This window comes from Halalkalibacterium halodurans (assembly GCF_004376175.1).
GTDB lineage: Bacteria > Bacillota > Bacilli > Bacillales > Bacillaceae_D > Halalkalibacterium > Halalkalibacterium halodurans.
The window spans coordinates 1-15090 of record NZ_SNUY01000057.1; the positions used below are offsets into that span (position 1 = coordinate 1).

17 protein-coding genes and 1 pseudogene are annotated in these 15090 nt (G+C 43.5%); 5 read left to right on the forward strand and 13 right to left on the reverse strand.

Annotation, left to right across the window (positions count from 1 at the left end; genetic code table 11):
• Positions 1 to 130: 130 nt before the first annotated feature.
• The 5 genes from pstC to E2L07_RS15785 form a co-directional block, all read right to left on the reverse strand.
• Entirely contained in the window at positions 131 to 1078 is a 948-nt protein-coding gene (pstC, locus tag E2L07_RS15765) for a phosphate ABC transporter permease subunit PstC (protein WP_134230044.1), read from the reverse strand.
• A 220-nt stretch (positions 1079 to 1298) separates the two neighbouring features.
• The gene (locus tag E2L07_RS15770; protein WP_010899138.1) at positions 1299 to 2306 is read right to left on the reverse strand and encodes a PstS family phosphate ABC transporter substrate-binding protein; all 1008 of its coding nucleotides are present in this window, start codon (positions 2304 to 2306) and stop codon (positions 1299 to 1301) included.
• A gap of 276 nt (positions 2307 to 2582) precedes the next feature.
• Positions 2583 to 3854: an NAD(P)-binding domain-containing protein gene (locus E2L07_RS15775; RefSeq protein WP_083445476.1), complete on the reverse strand. Its 1272-nt coding sequence runs from the start codon at positions 3852 to 3854 to the stop codon at positions 2583 to 2585.
• Positions 3855 to 3971: 117 nt separating this feature from the next.
• Complete coding sequence (locus tag E2L07_RS15780) at positions 3972 to 4280, reverse strand: ArsR/SmtB family transcription factor (RefSeq protein WP_010899140.1); 309 nt, start codon at positions 4278 to 4280, stop codon at positions 3972 to 3974.
• 123 nt (positions 4281 to 4403) lie between these two features.
• On the reverse strand, positions 4404 to 4580 hold the full coding sequence (locus E2L07_RS15785) for a DNA alkylation repair protein (RefSeq protein ID WP_083445475.1): 177 nt from the start codon (positions 4578 to 4580) through the stop codon (positions 4404 to 4406).
• Between the two features lie 288 nt (positions 4581 to 4868).
• Here E2L07_RS15785 and E2L07_RS15790 point away from each other — a divergent pair, with 288 nt between their 5' ends.
• A complete protein-coding gene (locus E2L07_RS15790) occupies positions 4869 to 5162 on the forward strand; it encodes a hypothetical protein (protein ID WP_053430603.1) in 294 nt (97 codons plus the stop codon).
• Positions 5163 to 5246: 84 nt separating this feature from the next.
• Here the strand turns inward: E2L07_RS15790 and arsC are convergent, their stop codons facing one another.
• From arsC to E2L07_RS20905, 6 genes are all read right to left on the reverse strand, one after another.
• Positions 5247 to 5666 carry an arsenate reductase (thioredoxin) gene (gene arsC, locus E2L07_RS15795; RefSeq protein ID WP_053430602.1) on the reverse strand — a complete coding sequence of 140 codons (420 nt, stop codon included), beginning with the start codon at positions 5664 to 5666 and terminating at the stop codon, positions 5247 to 5249.
• A 27-nt stretch (positions 5667 to 5693) separates the two neighbouring features.
• Positions 5694 to 7004 carry an arsenic transporter gene (locus tag E2L07_RS15800; protein ID WP_010899143.1) on the reverse strand — a complete coding sequence of 437 codons (1311 nt, stop codon included), beginning with the start codon at positions 7002 to 7004 and terminating at the stop codon, positions 5694 to 5696.
• Positions 7005 to 7032: 28 nt separating this feature from the next.
• Positions 7033 to 7383: an ArsR/SmtB family transcription factor gene (locus E2L07_RS15805; RefSeq protein WP_053430601.1), complete on the reverse strand. Its 351-nt coding sequence runs from the start codon at positions 7381 to 7383 to the stop codon at positions 7033 to 7035.
• A 156-nt stretch (positions 7384 to 7539) separates the two neighbouring features.
• Positions 7540 to 8100, reverse strand: a complete 561-nt coding sequence (locus E2L07_RS15810) for a sugar O-acetyltransferase (protein ID WP_010899145.1) — start codon at positions 8098 to 8100, stop codon at positions 7540 to 7542.
• An 81-nt stretch (positions 8101 to 8181) separates the two neighbouring features.
• Positions 8182 to 8916: an MBL fold metallo-hydrolase gene (locus E2L07_RS15815; protein ID WP_010899146.1), complete on the reverse strand. Its 735-nt coding sequence runs from the start codon at positions 8914 to 8916 to the stop codon at positions 8182 to 8184.
• A gap of 24 nt (positions 8917 to 8940) precedes the next feature.
• Positions 8941 to 9117: a hypothetical protein gene (locus E2L07_RS20905; protein ID WP_010899147.1), complete on the reverse strand. Its 177-nt coding sequence runs from the start codon at positions 9115 to 9117 to the stop codon at positions 8941 to 8943.
• A gap of 264 nt (positions 9118 to 9381) precedes the next feature.
• Between E2L07_RS20905 and E2L07_RS15820 the strand changes: the two genes are divergently transcribed.
• The 4 genes from E2L07_RS15820 (at position 9382) to E2L07_RS15835 (ending at position 13127) form a co-directional block, all read left to right on the forward strand.
• Positions 9382 to 9699, forward strand: a complete 318-nt coding sequence (locus tag E2L07_RS15820; RefSeq protein ID WP_010899148.1) for a DUF3870 domain-containing protein — start codon at positions 9382 to 9384, stop codon at positions 9697 to 9699.
• 140 nt (positions 9700 to 9839) lie between these two features.
• Positions 9840 to 11006, forward strand: coding sequence for a DUF819 family protein (locus E2L07_RS15825; RefSeq protein WP_010899149.1), 1167 nt, complete (start codon positions 9840 to 9842; stop codon positions 11004 to 11006).
• 14 nt (positions 11007 to 11020) lie between these two features.
• Positions 11021 to 12100 carry a dipeptide epimerase gene (locus tag E2L07_RS15830; RefSeq protein ID WP_010899150.1) on the forward strand — a complete coding sequence of 360 codons (1080 nt, stop codon included), beginning with the start codon at positions 11021 to 11023 and terminating at the stop codon, positions 12098 to 12100.
• 16 nt (positions 12101 to 12116) lie between these two features.
• Positions 12117 to 13127 (forward strand): C40 family peptidase, encoded by a 1011-nt coding sequence (locus tag E2L07_RS15835; protein WP_053430600.1) that lies wholly within the window; start codon positions 12117 to 12119, stop codon positions 13125 to 13127.
• A gap of 50 nt (positions 13128 to 13177) precedes the next feature.
• On the opposite strand, the gene E2L07_RS15840 is transcribed toward E2L07_RS15835, so the two are convergent.
• Positions 13178 to 14326 (reverse strand): amidohydrolase, encoded by a 1149-nt coding sequence (locus E2L07_RS15840; RefSeq protein WP_053430599.1) that lies wholly within the window; start codon positions 14324 to 14326, stop codon positions 13178 to 13180.
• 214 nt (positions 14327 to 14540) lie between these two features.
• A pseudogene (locus E2L07_RS15845) lies at positions 14541 to 15090 on the reverse strand (ISL3-like element IS652 family transposase); the annotation flags it as partial.

Consider the following 15090-nt stretch of genomic DNA (forward strand, 5'->3'; position numbering starts at 1 on the left):
TGTTCCCTTCGCCCTTGATTGACCTCTGAATAAACCATTGGTGTGTTTGTCAAGAGCGATAGCGTGGCATTTCCACCTAATAAATGGTAGGTAGTATGAACCGTGCTAGTTTTTCATAGAACTTTTGACACTACCTAAATCTGCGAGAGATGTAACGAGCAAGTAGGTTCATAAGGAAGGTAAAGACGAACAGCGTCATCGCTACAGCATACAAGCTATAGTAAATCGTCGAGCCAGCTGGAGCGTCTCCTCCTGTCACTTCCACAATATAAGCCGTCATTGTTTGCATCGATTGCGTCACATCGAATGTAAAGTTTTTCGAGCTGCCGCTTGCGATCGTGACGATCATCGTCTCACCAATCGCTCTTGAAAACCCAAGAACAAACGAAGCGACAATTCCAGAAATAGCTGCAGGGATTACGACTTTAGTCGTTACTTCTAGCTTTGTTGCCCCGAGTGCAAGTGCTCCTTCACGCATAGCATTGGGTACAGAGCTCATAGCATCCTCAGAGAGGGAGGCAACCATTGGGATGATCATAATGCCCATGACAATTCCAGGACTTAATATATTCGTTGCTTCCAATCCAGGAACAACGTGTCGTAATAAGGGAGTCACAAATGTGAATGCAAAGAAACCATAGACGATGGTGGGAATTCCCGCCAACACTTCGAGCATTGGCTTCAACGTTCGCCGCAAGCGATCAGACGCATATTCACTTAAAAAGATCGCTGTCATTAAACCGATCGGAATGGCAACCACCATCGCAATGACTGTAGAAATTAACGTCCCTGTCAACAACGGCAGCACGCCAAATTCGGGATTTTGACTTAAAGGCTTAAGTACTGTCCCTGTGAAAAAGTCAACGATCGGTATTCGACTAAAAAACTCAATCGTTTCATGTAATAACGTATATAAAATTCCAATCGTTGTCAGAATCGAGACCGTCGCAATCACAAGGAGACATTTTGGAATTAACTTTTCTGCTAAATTCGCCAAGCTCTTCGTCTGCCTGTTTTTTTCAATCATCTCCCTTACATCGACAGCGCCCCTGACATTTAATTCGCTGTTGTTATTCATGGAGATCACTCCTTCCATCCCTTGTAGCAATAGATAAAGAAAATTCGGTGATTACCAAAGCCTTTAAAGGGCAACAGAGCGGCAGTTGCACTTATACTTCCACCTAAAATTTTGTCTACGTTAAATGACCTTCACTGCTAAAATTTTTTTCTTAAATCAAATGCAAGCAAGAAGATGAGAACTTTTTCAAGCTCTCATCCTATGCTCGTACACAATTGTTTTATTTTAGTCCTTCTAAGAAATTCACATACTCTTGAACTTCTTCTTCAGGTAATGGTGCAAATCCAGTTTCGCCGGCAAATTCGTTTACATTGTTTACAACGAATAGAGCAAAGTCTAGCACTTCTGGCTTTTCTTTCGCATGATTTACGTTTAAATATGTGAACACTGGACGAGTAAATGGTGCATAATCACCATCTTCTGCAATCGTCTCTAGATTAGGCTCAACTGGTCCATCACCGAAGTCAACATGAACAGCTCCTAGTTGATCTTGGTTGTTCACATAATAACCGAAGCCAAAAAACGCGATCGCATTTGGATCTTCAGATACTAGGTTAACAAGAGTAGAATATTCTTGCTGCAAGTTAACGTTATCTACAAGATCTTGCTCTTCCATAATGACTTCATAGAAAAACTCATACGTACCGTGGTTTTCGTTAGGTCCCATAGGATTAATTTCTTCATCTGGAAACTCTGGGCGGATGTCAGACCATTTTTCCACTCCACCGTCTGCAGCGAAAATGCTGATTAGCTCTTCTTTTGTTAACTCTGTCGCCCAGTCGTTGTCTGGGTGAATGACAAATGTAAGACCGTCTAAAGCAACTTTGAATTCTTGAACGTCTATTCCAAGCTCTTCTGCCGTTTCTTTCTCTTCGTCCTTGATCTGACGAGACGCATCGTTGAAGTCTGTTCCGTTTTCTACGAGAAATTTACCAAATCCAGCACTTGTTCCAGCGCGGCTTACCTCTACTGAAACGTTCGGTTGCTCGCTTATCATATACTCTTCAGCAATGGCTGCCATTAACGGATAAACCGTACCAGAACCATCAACGACAACACTACCTTCAAGCTCATCGCTTCCAGTAGCCTCCTCTGTCGTTTCTTCAGGAGCTTCCGTTGTTTCTTCATCCCCTGGCTCTGCTTGTGTATCTTCTCCCGATCCACACGCAGCAACGATGACCATAAGCACCGTCATAGTAAGTAATAGCATGAACTTTTTGACATTCACAGAATTGTCCTCCCTTTTTTATACGGTTGTTTACTATTTTGAGCGACATGGTTTTTGTCCCTCCACAATCCGTAGTATAGAGAGAAAATATTAATCACATATATACTAAACGTAAAGGTTTTGTAAACGGGAGACGAACCTTGTCTAACCATCGTGTTTTTACTAGATTTACTAGAAATTTTGTCCTCTTATGTGGTCGTATTCGCTTAAACCGTAAAAAGACCGCCTCTTTCATAACAATGTAGAGGCAGTCCCTGTGTTACGGTGCTCATTCTATTAGCAGCAAGATCTTTTTGCCAGAAAGTCGCTTTTACATACACCTGTCTTTGGTAATTGAAGCTCCACACGTTCGGCTTCTTTCTTGCTCCCTGCAAGTGATGCAACAATCGAACGTACTTGCTCATAACCTGTGGCAAGCAAAAAGGTCGGTGCCCTCCCGTAGCTTTTTACGCCAGCAATATAGAAATTTTTTTCCGGTTGTCTAAGCTCCTTTTCCCCGTGGGGTCTCACTGTACCGCAGCTATGAATGTTCGGATCGATGAGAGGTGCTAATGCTGGCACACTTTCTAGCTTCGAATCCAGTTGATAGCGAATGTCCCGGTGATAGTCAACGGTTGGTCTTGCACCTGTATTGGCCACAATTTCATCTACAAGCGGGAGGGAAATAGGGGATTCATTTTGTACCCCAACTATGCTTAAACGACCTTCCACTCGGTCAATTTGCTCCATTTCAAATGAAGAGATCAACTCCACCTTCTGTTTCGATAGCAAGGCTTCTAACGCTAATCCAAGCTGGCCTCGTGCCGGTAATGCGTCTTCCTGCCCGCCACCAAACAACCCATTCGGACTGTTTCTGCGAATCGCCCATAAGATCCGAGTGGATGGAGCGGCTTCCTTTAATTGAGCTAAATCAAGCAATGTATGAATCGCAGAGTGGCCACTTCCTACAACAAGTATCGTTTTCCCTTCATAACGGCTGCGATCTTTTCCCTTTACATCAGGAATACCATAATAAATCGAGTCTTTCGCCTCCTGCTCGCCAATGGCTGGTACCCCACCAGCCCCGATCGGATTAGGGGAGAACCATGTCCCTGTAGCATCAATCACCGCCCTCGCCCTAAGAGTCTTTTGGTCGTTATCTTGCTTGTAGCGAATGATAAACGGTGTGTTTTCCCGATTGTGATCCTTGATTTTATCGATACCTTTTCGATAAATCGACTGAACCGGTGCATTCGTGTAAATATACGGCTTTAATGCCTTCGTTTCAGCAAGTGGCTGTAAATAATCTCGAACCAATTGTTCTCCTGTCGGTAAGTGGTCTCCAGCGGGCTCTTTCCAGCTTTCTTTCTCTAACAGAGATTTTGCTGCTCTGTCGATGTTATATTTCCAAGGAGAAAACAATGAAACGTGCTTCCATTCTAAAATCGAAGCTCCGACTTCACTTTTTCCTTCAAATAAAACAAACGGAACGTCCCGAACCGCTAAATGAGCTGCCGCCGCTAATCCGACAGGCCCTCCACCAATGATTGCTACAGGTAAAGAATTCATGTTTAACCGCCACCTTATATCAATTTTTTTTGATTTAATAACTGAAGAAAAATCGCCTATTGGCGAGCATAAAAGGAAAAAGAAAGGAGCAAACCCTCTGTCCAACTTGCATTCCCTCTACTGCGGGCGAAAAACACAGCACAATTGTTCAGAGAGTAATGCTTTAACTGTTTGGTCTTTCAAGCGATAATAGTTCCATTGACCTCGCTTCTGACGTTCAATTAAGTCAGCATCGAGCAAAATCTTCAGATGATATGATAATTTCGATTGAGGTAAGTTCATCATCTGTTGTAAATCACAAACACAGACCTCATGATGTTGGCATAACTCATACATGAGTAATAAACGTTTTTCATCGGCTAATGCTTTAAATTTTTGCTCAAATATCTTAAAGTCTGGCTTTACTGGAATAAGCTCGATATCCATTGTGCACCTCCTTTATCAACTTTTTTTGATTTATTGTTAGTTTACACGATGCCTGTTAGTTTATGCAAGTGTTAAATCAATTTTTTTTGATTAACTTTCTCTGATGCTCTAGTGATTTTCAGACTAAAACTTTTTTAAACTCATGTAATATTCCTTTGTGTCTTTATCAAATTTTTCTAAAGCGTATCGGAGAGTTACTCGAGGCATGATAGCTCCAAACTTGTCTAAAAATTGTTTAAGCCTATTTTCATCTTTTTTTCCTGCTTCCCGAAGCCAACTTCCCACCGCTTTATTGATCAACCGGTCGTTTTGTCATCTCAATTCTCCCTTCATGAATGGTTTACGATCGCTTAAGGATAGAAGGTTTTTCTCTTCTACTGCAATCACCTGAAAAATTTCATAGTCAATCTATCCTTTCGCTTTTTAGATGATCGATCCTCTAATCCTTCTTTAAAAGTTCAATATTAACGAATTAGTGAAACGTTTTTTGCTCTTTCGGATGACATTCTTTCTAGAAGGGTAATATGATAATAATTCATTCGACGAGGGTACATTGAAAAATACAGTTGCTCAGAAAGGATGGTTCATATGGATGTTTCATTTGTAAGAGATTATATCAATCTTGTTGATCATTTATCTGATGCCTTACTGCTTGTTGACAAAACGTACGAGTTTATAGGAATGAGCGCTGAGGAATGGGGAAGGTTGTCTTCCCAAGAAAAGCGAGGTTACTTGCAAACGATGGCCGATGATGTCATTTATGCGCTAGGGGCTATGCAGAAAGTACGTGTCGGTGAAAGTATCATTTCTTATGAACACCCAGCTCAGGCCATTATTGTCAACAGCGCGAACCATGTCGCACATGTCATTCGGCTGAAGTAAAGTTACGTTCCCCACGTCCTTCATTTTTTTATCATAACATAAAAAATAACCTCCTATGACATCAGCATCATAGGAGACCAGTGGTTATTTTCCTGTTTCAGCAAATGTTTTAATGCGCTCGCCAATTTCATCGCGTACCCGACAGAAGACAGCCCATTTTTCTTCATCGGTTCCTTCCGCTTTTGCTGGATCATCAAATCCCCAATGCACTCTCTCTTTGTTCGAAGGGGTTGCAGGACATACGTCCGCTGCGTGCCCGCAAAGGGTGACGACTAGGTCGGCTTTTTGCAATAACTCTTGATCAATTGTATCCGACGTCTGCTCGGAAATATCAATTCCAATTTCCTTCATTGCTTTCACAGCGTTCGGATTAACACCATGGGCTTCAATCCCAGCTGAATAGACGTCCCATTCGTCTCCTAAATATTTTTTCCCCCACCCTTCGGCCATTTGACTCCGGCAAGAATTTCCTGTGCATAGAAAGTAAATCACCTTTTTATTCATTGCTCTCTCCAACTCCTTTTTCTGTCGTTATGAAATAAGCATTAGCCATAAGTAAAGACCGACCAATGTAATAAATAAGGTTGGTACAGTCAGAATGATTCCAACTTTAAAGTAGTAACCCCACGTAATTTTCATCCCTTTTTTCGATAAAACATGGAGCCATAATAAGGTGGCTAATGAGCCAATCGGCGTAATTTTCGGTCCAAGGTCCGAACCTATAACATTGGCGTAAATGAGCGCTTCCCGCATGATCCCCATAGTATTTGTATCAGCAATCGCTAAGGCGTTAATCATGACCGTAGGCATGTTATTCATAAGGGAAGATAAGATGGCAGCAATAAATCCCATCGCCATCGTACCGGCAAACAACCCTTGGGCCGCTGCAAGTTCAATAATGTCGGCCAGAATATTAGTTAAGCCAACATTGCGCAGACCGTAAACAACAACGTACATCCCGATGGAGAATACGACGATCGCCCATGGGGCACCTTTTATAATTCCAGTCGTATTCAGCGCTTTGTTTTTTCCACTCGCTCTCCGGAAAATGAGATAAAACACAAAGGCAATTGGCATCGCGACAAAGGAAACAGGGATATGAACAAACTCACTGACGAAATAGCCAATGAGTAGGACAGCGAGAATAACCCATGAGAGTTTAAACATCGCCTTATCCTTAATCGCTTCATGTGGCTTTTTTAACTGTGACAGGTCGTAAGTTTTTGGCATATCCTTTCGAAAATAAAGATATAGCACCACGATGCTAGCAGCTAATGCAAAAAGGTTCGGCACGACCATTCTTGTCGCATACTCGACAAAGCCAATGTTGAAAAAATCGGCAGACACGATATTCACCAAGTTACTTACGATTAACGGCAACGATGTTGTATCGGCGATAAAGCCGCTCGCCATAACAAATGGAAGCACCATCGCTTCCTTAAACTTTAGCGCTCGCACCATGGCGAGAACGATTGGCGTTAAAATAAGAGCCGCCCCGTCATTCGCAAATAAGGCTGCAACAATCGCCCCTAATAACGTAATATACAAGAACATTTTAATCCCACTCCCATTTGCCACACGGGCCATATGGAGAGCAGACCATTCAAAAAAGCCAATCTCATCCAAAATAAGGGAAATAATAATAATGGCAACAAACGTTAATGTCGCATTCCACACAATTCCCGTCACCGCTTGAACATCAGCAAAATCAACGACACCAGCAAGCAGGGCAAGCACTGCTCCAATGGTTGCTGACCACCCGATTGATAGCCCGCGTGGCTGCCAGATAACGAGCACAAGCGTAAACAGGAAAATGAGGGATGCTACAATCACAGAGGACAAACGTCTCCACTCCCATTCTTAGGTTTTTTTAATCACAACATACTCGCAAACCGTCTTTTTCTAGTTCTCTTAATCTTTCTGTCTGGTCTGGGATATGGTTAAGTAACGACGCGACCATGTCGTATGCTTCATGCTTTTTATTCACACGAAAAAAGATCCATTGGCCTCGCCGTTCTTCCTCGATTAAGCCCACGTCGCGAAGCTTGCGAAGGTGTTGGCTAATCGAAGGCTGACTCATTTGGAACAGCTCAACAAATTCGCAGACACAGCACTCGTCTTCAAGCATCAGGGCCACCATCGTTAACCTCGTTTTATCTCCAAGCAATTTTAACACTTTGGCCGCAGTTGCAACCTCCATTTGCTGTTTTACAGACGCCATGGATTACACCTCACTTTCCCTATCCATCATCAGTATATAAACATATACTTATATACGCAACTATTAGTACATATATTTTATGTTAAGTGTTTGTAAATTCGTCTAATATATAAAGAAAACCCTATTTGCCAGACAAGTAAGGTTTATAACAGAAATTTACACGTCAATCGTTTGAATAACTTTGGCAGGATTTCCAGCAACAACTACATTTTCTGGAACATCTTTCGTTACTACTGATCCCGAGGCAATAACAGCATTATTTCCTATCGTCACTCCAGGATTAACGATCGCTCGGCCACCAATCCAAACATTATTCCGGATCGTAACCGGTTTTCCATATTCAGGACCCTCCACTCGCTCAAGTGGGTGAATGGGGTGGGTAGCTGTATAAATATGGACTCCCGGAGCAAGCATACAGTTTGCGCCAATTCGCACTTCACAAACATCTAAAATAACACAATCAAAATTGGCAAAAAAGTTGTTCCCTACATGGATGTTATAGCCATAATCACATCGAAATGTTGGTTCAATATTGACGCTTTCTCCCATAGAGCCGAACAGCTCTTTGATCAATTCCGTTCGCTGCTTCTCCTCAGTTTCTGTCGTTTGATTAAACAGACGTGTTAACCGTCTTGCCCTCTCTCGATCCTTGACTAGCTCTGGATCCCATGCCTTATATCGTTCTCCTGCTAGCATTTTTTCTTTTTCTGTTCTCATCTCCAACCTCCCGACAAAATAAATAGCGTTGCAGTTAACCAGCTAGCAACGCGCGGTTTGTAGAGTAGGGAGCTAGAATGTTTACCATTCTTTCACCCAGCCAGTATTCGCCAAAAAAATTTCCCCTTGGTATTTTGTTTTTACCTCAGCTACAAGCTGTTCGTGCTGTCCATGATGAGGCAGATGGGTAAGTAATAGTTGACGAGCGTTGGTGCGCTCAGCCAAAATCCCGACATCGAAGCTGTTCATATGACCGTAATCAGACAAGTCGGTTCCTCCATAGGCGCTACATTCTGCAATTAATAAATCACAGCCTTCAGCGAAATTGGCTAATTCCGCAAAATAGCTCGTATCTGCCGTGTAAACGAGCGATTGGCCTTCGACTTCAATCCGCATCGCATAGCAAGGAACGGGATGCTTCGTTTTAAAAAATGAAAATTGAAATGGACCGATAACCTTCGGGTTTAGTCCGTCATACGTCTCTGACCGAACGACGTGCTTATAGCTTAAAGAAGAAAAAGTCTCTGGGTCGTCACGATGGCCATAGATGGTCGCTTGCTTTTTTATTCGACCTTGTCCCGCTTGAAGCAGACGAGCATAATGAAACACACCGATATCAGCCATGTGATCTTGATGATAATGGGAAAGGACGATGCCATCGAGCTCCTCCAGAGGACAATAGGCTTGCACATGTGACAGCACCCCACTGCCGCAATCGAGCAAAAGCTTCGTTTCACCTTGTTCGAGCAAATAGCCAGATGTTGCCCCTTCTCGCCCTGGATAACCATGCCAGTAACCGATCACCGTTAGCTTCATGATTGCCTCCTACAGATGATAAAATTAGCTCTGCTCCTTTTTGTTTTCACTTTTTATCCTGAGCCGAGATTTTTCAAGAATGAGTGTCAATTGTGTAATTAGCTTTCTTCGATCCTGTTCAGACTCCGTTTGATTAATCTTATCTTGAATCGATTGAATCGCTTCCCTTTCTTCTTTCGTTAATTGATTGAAATTGGCCATATCCCTGCTCCCTTCAGCAAGTCTTGTTTCAAAACACCAGAACTGAGGGGCTTTCATCCTACTTTCACTATATCACAGCATAGGACGAGGACAAAGTAAAGATGATGTAATGTTTGTTACCTCTATGTCACCATCTCTTTAGGTAAACGACTAAAATTTGCTTGCAAATGAGCGGATGATCGATTATCATAATATTCAGAAACTCATACTCTGGTCTTTGGTTTGCCCCCAAGACCAATCAGTATTGAGAAGCAGGTGACCCTTTTGTTTGATCAAGACTCTATTTATATCGTTGGTGAAGCGAAGTCACCGTCTAACAATCCGATTACACAACAATATAAAATCTTTTTTATCGGCTTTGTTGTCGACCGAAAGACAGGGAAAATCGTTGATGCGGATGTCTCATCCATCCTTCCATTAACGAGTACGTTTATTCGCCACCTGCTCATCGGTCAAAACATACTTGAGCCAGAAACTATAATTCAAATCATTGAAGACCGCTATCACGGCTCTTCGCAAAAAGCGATCATTGTTGCGTTACGCAACGCCAGCCAAAAATTTCAACAGCTTCATACCGTCTAGCTGCTTGATCCTTACCGGATGAAACCCAGCTAAATTCTTCAATGAAGAATTTAGCTGGGTTTTTTATATTTCTATTAAGAAAGGGGGCTCTGACTTTTCTCAATACTTTCCTAGATTTACTGAAAAGGAGCGATGTTTAAATGATTGAAAACGGCTTTTTGTTTCTATCGATCCTCATCGGGATGACCGCCCTCATCGTATGGGCAGAGTACAAAATTGGCGGAAAATTTTTCAAATATGTACCAGCCATCGTCCTCATTTATTTAGGTGCTGCCTTTATGAACACCTTTGGTTTATTTGGCGATTCAGAATCGTTAAGCAACACGAGCTATGGGGTGCGCAACGCCCTGCTACCCGCCATGATTTTACTTATGCTTCTTCAATGTGACCTTCGTAAAATTATCAAACTCGGACCAAAACTATTAATTACTTATTTTGTCGCTGCCTTTAGTATCGTTTTAGGGTTCACCCTTACCTACCTTGTGATGCAAAGCTTTTTCCTCGATGATACGTGGCGCGCCTTCTCTGCATTAGCTGGTTCATGGACTGGTGGATCGGCCAACATGGTCGCCTTGCAAGACATTTTAGCCGTGCCTGAAACCATTTTTGGCTATGCATTGATTATGGATACGATCAACTATTCGTTTTGGGTGATGGTGATGTTCTGGCTCGTTCCATTTGAGCGTATGTTTAATCGATGGACAAAAGCTGATACGAGCAAATTAGAAAGCATGAGTCAAGAAATTGCAGCAACCGTCACCGATGAAAAGCGGGAACCTACGACCTTTGTTCATATGATCGGTCTCCTTGGTTTCTCGCTCTTTATAGCCGCTTTGGCCACCGTTATTGGTGAGAACCTCCCTCAAATTGGTACAGGGATAAATGCGATGACGTGGACGATTCTCATCGTATCGATCGTCGGACTTCTTTTAGCCTTAACACCGTTTGCGTCGATTCCAGGTTCAATGGACATCGGTCGTGTCATGTTGTATACGATTGTTGCGATCATTGCCTCAGGGGCCGATTTCTCCTCCATTGGAGAAATTCCTGTGTACATTATCGCCGGATTTATGGTTTTGCTCTTCCACGGCTTGATTCTATTCGGGTTCGCCAAATTGTTTAAGCTCGATCTGTTTACGCTTGGTGTTGCTAGCCTAGCGAACATCGGCGGTATGGTATCAGCACCTGTATTAGCAGGGGCCTTTAATCGGGCTCTGATTCCTGTTGGGGTCATTATGGCACTCATCGGAGGATTTATGGGGACATGGTTCGGTGTCCTTACAGCTGAGATCTTATCAAGACTATAGAAAGAAGGTTAAACGTGAACATTCGTACTTTCTCGATTCATGAACAAACTTACGCATTAAAAGAGCCGTTTGTCACCGCCTTGCGCACCGTGACGGAAATAGAGGTCATCCATGTCATCATCACGCTTGAATCAGGCGCCATAGGACGAGGAAGCGCAGCCCCGACTTTTCCGATCACAGGTGAATCAAAGGAAAGCATGATTGCAGCCATTAACGGACCGATCATGACAGCATTGATGGCTCGCTCCATGTCCTTTCAAGAAGCGCTTCAAACCGTTCAAAATAGCTGCGCCGGGAACACAAGTGCTAAAGCTGCAGTCGATATCGCGCTTCACCATGCGTACGCCCAGTCTCTCGGCATTAGCTTGCTACAACTACTAGGCGGGGCTTCTATACCATTAGAAAACGACATGACGGTCAGTCTAGACGAAAAAATAGCGATGGAACAACAAATGCTTCGCCATCTGAATCATGGGTTTCAAACGGTGAAAATCAAAGTTGGAACGAATGGAGTAGAAGACTTAGAACGCATTCTTCATCTTAGCCATTCTGCCGAAAAGGGGGTGATCTTCCGAATAGATGCGAATCAAGCGTGGTCACCGAAGGAAGCTGTACAATTTATCCGCCAACTGGAAGCACAGGCAGTCCCTGTTCAATTTGTCGAACAGCCCGTCAAAGCCCATGATTTAGAAGGGCTTCGATACGTTCGTGATCATGTGGCAACACCGATAATGGCTGATGAAAGCTGCACGACCCGGACTGCAGCCCTCCGCATTATCCAAGCACAAGCAGCAGATATGCTGAACATAAAATTGATGAAATGCGGAGGATTGAATGAAGCCCGTGTGATTGCCGACCTAGCGCAAGCCGCAGACCTCCCGTGCATGATCGGAAGCATGATGGAGTCAAGCTGGTCCGTGGCTGCAGCGGCAGCGTTGGCTAGCACTCACCCAAACATCACAATGGTAGATTTAGACGCTCCATTATGGTTAATGGAAGAGCCTCCATCTCCCCATTTACTTTATGAAAAGGGAACCGTTTTCTATCATGAACCATCTTCTCCAGTGAAGGCACCCTCTTCATTGAACAATTGAAAGGAGTAGATTTTTCATGAAAATAGGCAAGTGGATTTTAATGTTTTTGCTCGTTGTTGCACCAGTGTTTTCCTTTGGATCTACTACCTATGCAAAGGACCCAACAAAAGAAACGACCGCCTATGTGGATGTATCCGTCTTAACCGTCTGGGTGGAGCCTAATATCGCTCGCGATGTGGACCTTCCGTCCCTTACAAATCCTGTTGATCCATGGAAATGGACAAAGAACATGACCTATGAAGAAAAACTATGGCTTGTTGGAAAATTAGAGACGCAAGCGTTGTATGGGATGAAGGTTCATATTTTAGAAGAGCAAGGGGACTGGGTGAAAATCGCTGTTGTAGGCCAACCGACGCCTCGAGAAGAAGCCGGTTATCCCGGATGGGTTCCAAAAGAGCAGCTTATCCAAAGCAAAAAGTTTCAACAGTTGGAACGCAGACCATTTGCGACGGTAACAGCGCCAACTGCTTTCCTTTATAGCAATCAAGGACTGACAAAAGAATTTATGGAGGTAAGCTTTAATACAAGGCTTCCTGTCCTCGCAGCCTTTCGTGATCGCGTTCTTGTCATGACCCCAAGCGATGGGACGAAGTGGTTTGCTCGAACAGATGTGGAAATCTATCAATCAGAAGACGATATCCCTGCCCCAACGGCGGATGATCTATTAGAAACAGCCGAATTGTTTCTCGACCTTCCGTATCTATGGGCCGGGGTATCTGGATTTGGCTTCGATTGCTCCGGATTCACCCATACTATTTATCGAGCCCATGGTATTACAATCCCACGGGACTCTAGTGTCCAAGCTCGATATGGTACGTACGTCGAACGGGAGCATTTACAAAAAGGAGACCTTGTCTTTTTTGCCCGTAACGGGGGCACAGGTGCGGTTCATCATGTAGGGATGTATATTGGTGATGGGAAAATGATTCATTCACCAAACTCGGCTAGCACAGTTGAAATTGTCACCATTGACGAATCAAGCTATGCAGGGAGCTATCATAGCGCGAGACGTTATTTAGAAGAATAATTAAAAGACAAAGCCGATGGAGCAGTTCGTTCCATGGGCTTTGCATCTGTTTAGCAGTGGGAACCTGTCACACACTTACCATTAATATACGTAGCTTCTACTTGAGCCGTGGCTGTAAATGGATGGTCACTCCAAATGACAAAATCACCATCCTTTCCTTTCTCAAGGGAACCGACTTGCTGTTCAACTCCTATGTGCTCAGCTGCACGTAAGGTAATGGCTTGAAACGCAGACTGTTCAGAGAGTCCAGCCTTTACCGCTTGAATCGCTGAGGTTACGAGATGGTTGATAGTCACTACAGGATGATCCGTTGTAATTGAAAAGGGGATCCCGTGCTTCTCCAATTCAATCAACGTATGCCAGCCTTTATTTACTAACTCTTGTTTCGTTCTGGACGTCATCGTCGGTCCGACCGACACTTTCACATTATATTTCGCTATATGGTCGGCAATTAAATGCCCTTCCGTGCAATGTTCAATCGTTGCTTCTAGATCAAATTCATCAACCATTCGGAGAACGGTGGCAATATCATCTGCACGATGGGCATGAACGCGAAGCGGAATTTCCTTGCGCAACACTTTTGCTAACTGCTCCATCCCAAGATCGCGCTTCTCTAGTTCGCCCTTCTCAAACCGTTTCAAATAATCTTGCGCTTGATACAATTGCTGTCGAAACAGAGCGGCAACTCCCATCCGTGTCACTGGGAGCTTTCCTTTTCCACCATGGACATTCTTCGGGTTTTCCCCGAACGCTGCTTTCATCCCAGATGGAGAACGGACAATCATCTCATCGACTACGGTTCCCACCGTTTTGACAGTTACCATTTCACCGCCAATTACATTAGCGCTTCCCGGCATGATTTGTACGGTCGTAACACCTGATTGTCTCGCATCCTCGAACCCTTGATCAAACGGATAGATCCCATCAATGGCTCGTATGTATGGGGTTGCGGCGGCTGTCGTTTCATTAAAATCGTGGCCCGTCCGGCCTAACCCTTCTGAAAACACCCCTATATGGGTATGAACGTCGATGAGACCAGGGGTAATATACTTTCCTGTTGCGTCGATCAGCTTCGCATTGGCTGGAGTGTCTACCCGCTGCCCCACCTCTAGCACCTTTCCGTCCTGAATGAGAAGCGTTCCCTGTTTAATGGTTTCTCCCGTGCCTGTTAATATCGTTCCGTTCTTGATCACTTTCATTCGTAGCACCTCCCCTATCTATTTCGTGATACGAATAAAAAATCCTCCATGAAATACGTGGTTGACCTGTTGTAAGAGCTACAAAAGAAGGTTCTCCGTCAAATGTTGGGGTGAAGGGCTACCGCGCTACGCTTGGTGGCCTTTTATTCGGTTGAAGGCTGGTACCAGCCTTCAACCGAATAAAACGTAATTTCTCGTTCGCCACAAAACAACATTAACCGATGTGAACCCCAATTCTTTTATACTTATGTGTTAATAGTATTTTTGCTCGAAAGCGTTCATAGCTTCTAAAACCAAATGCATTTCGCTTTAGTACCTTTGTGGAATTATTAATCCCTTCTAAAAATCCATTTGAATAACCATACGCAAAGCTATTTAAAATTTCCGTCTGCCAGTTTTCGAAGGTGCCTATAGCTCTGCACATTTCTGGTATCCCTGAATTCTTAACTAATTTATAGATCGCTTTTAATTCCTTTTTGACTCTTTCTATTTGGGTTGCCCCTATTTCTTTGGAACGTTTAAACCAGTCCTGATAAGCTTCCTTTAATTCATAAGCCTTTTGAAGCTCTGTTGACATTTTTAAGTAACGATCCAAGTACCAACGCTCTTCCTCTGTCAACCTGCTGTTTTCCTTGTGGAATACATGTTTCATTCGCTTACACTTCTTGCGGTCATATGCATGAAAATCCTTTTGTACTCTTCTCCTTACTCCGTCAAGTGCCCAGTAGATATATCTACAAAAGTGGAATCGATCTGCAATGATA

Bases quoted from the DNA above. Each gene is read 5' to 3' on its own strand.
- pstC (WP_134230044.1), bottom strand. From the start codon at position 1,078: ATGAATAACAACAGCGAATTAAATGTCAGGGGCGCTGTCGATGTAAGG.
- E2L07_RS15775 (WP_083445476.1), bottom strand. From the start codon at position 3,854: ATGAATTCTTTACCTGTAGCAATCATTGGTGGAGGGCCTGTCGGATTA.
- E2L07_RS15780 (WP_010899140.1), bottom strand. From the start codon at position 4,280: ATGGATATCGAGCTTATTCCAGTAAAGCCAGACTTTAAGATATTTGAG.
- E2L07_RS15790 (WP_053430603.1), top strand. From the start codon at position 4,869: ATGGATGTTTCATTTGTAAGAGATTATATCAATCTTGTTGATCATTTA.
- arsC (WP_053430602.1), bottom strand. From the start codon at position 5,666: ATGAATAAAAAGGTGATTTACTTTCTATGCACAGGAAATTCTTGCCGG.
- E2L07_RS15805 (WP_053430601.1), bottom strand. From the start codon at position 7,383: ATGGCGTCTGTAAAACAGCAAATGGAGGTTGCAACTGCGGCCAAAGTG.
- E2L07_RS15810 (WP_010899145.1), bottom strand. From the start codon at position 8,100: ATGAGAACAGAAAAAGAAAAAATGCTAGCAGGAGAACGATATAAGGCA.
- E2L07_RS15815 (WP_010899146.1), bottom strand. From the start codon at position 8,916: ATGAAGCTAACGGTGATCGGTTACTGGCATGGTTATCCAGGGCGAGAA.
- E2L07_RS20905 (WP_010899147.1), bottom strand. From the start codon at position 9,117: ATGGCCAATTTCAATCAATTAACGAAAGAAGAAAGGGAAGCGATTCAA.
- E2L07_RS15825 (WP_010899149.1), top strand. From the start codon at position 9,840: ATGATTGAAAACGGCTTTTTGTTTCTATCGATCCTCATCGGGATGACC.
- E2L07_RS15835 (WP_053430600.1), top strand. From the start codon at position 12,117: ATGAAAATAGGCAAGTGGATTTTAATGTTTTTGCTCGTTGTTGCACCA.
- E2L07_RS15840 (WP_053430599.1), bottom strand. From the start codon at position 14,326: ATGAAAGTGATCAAGAACGGAACGATATTAACAGGCACGGGAGAAACC.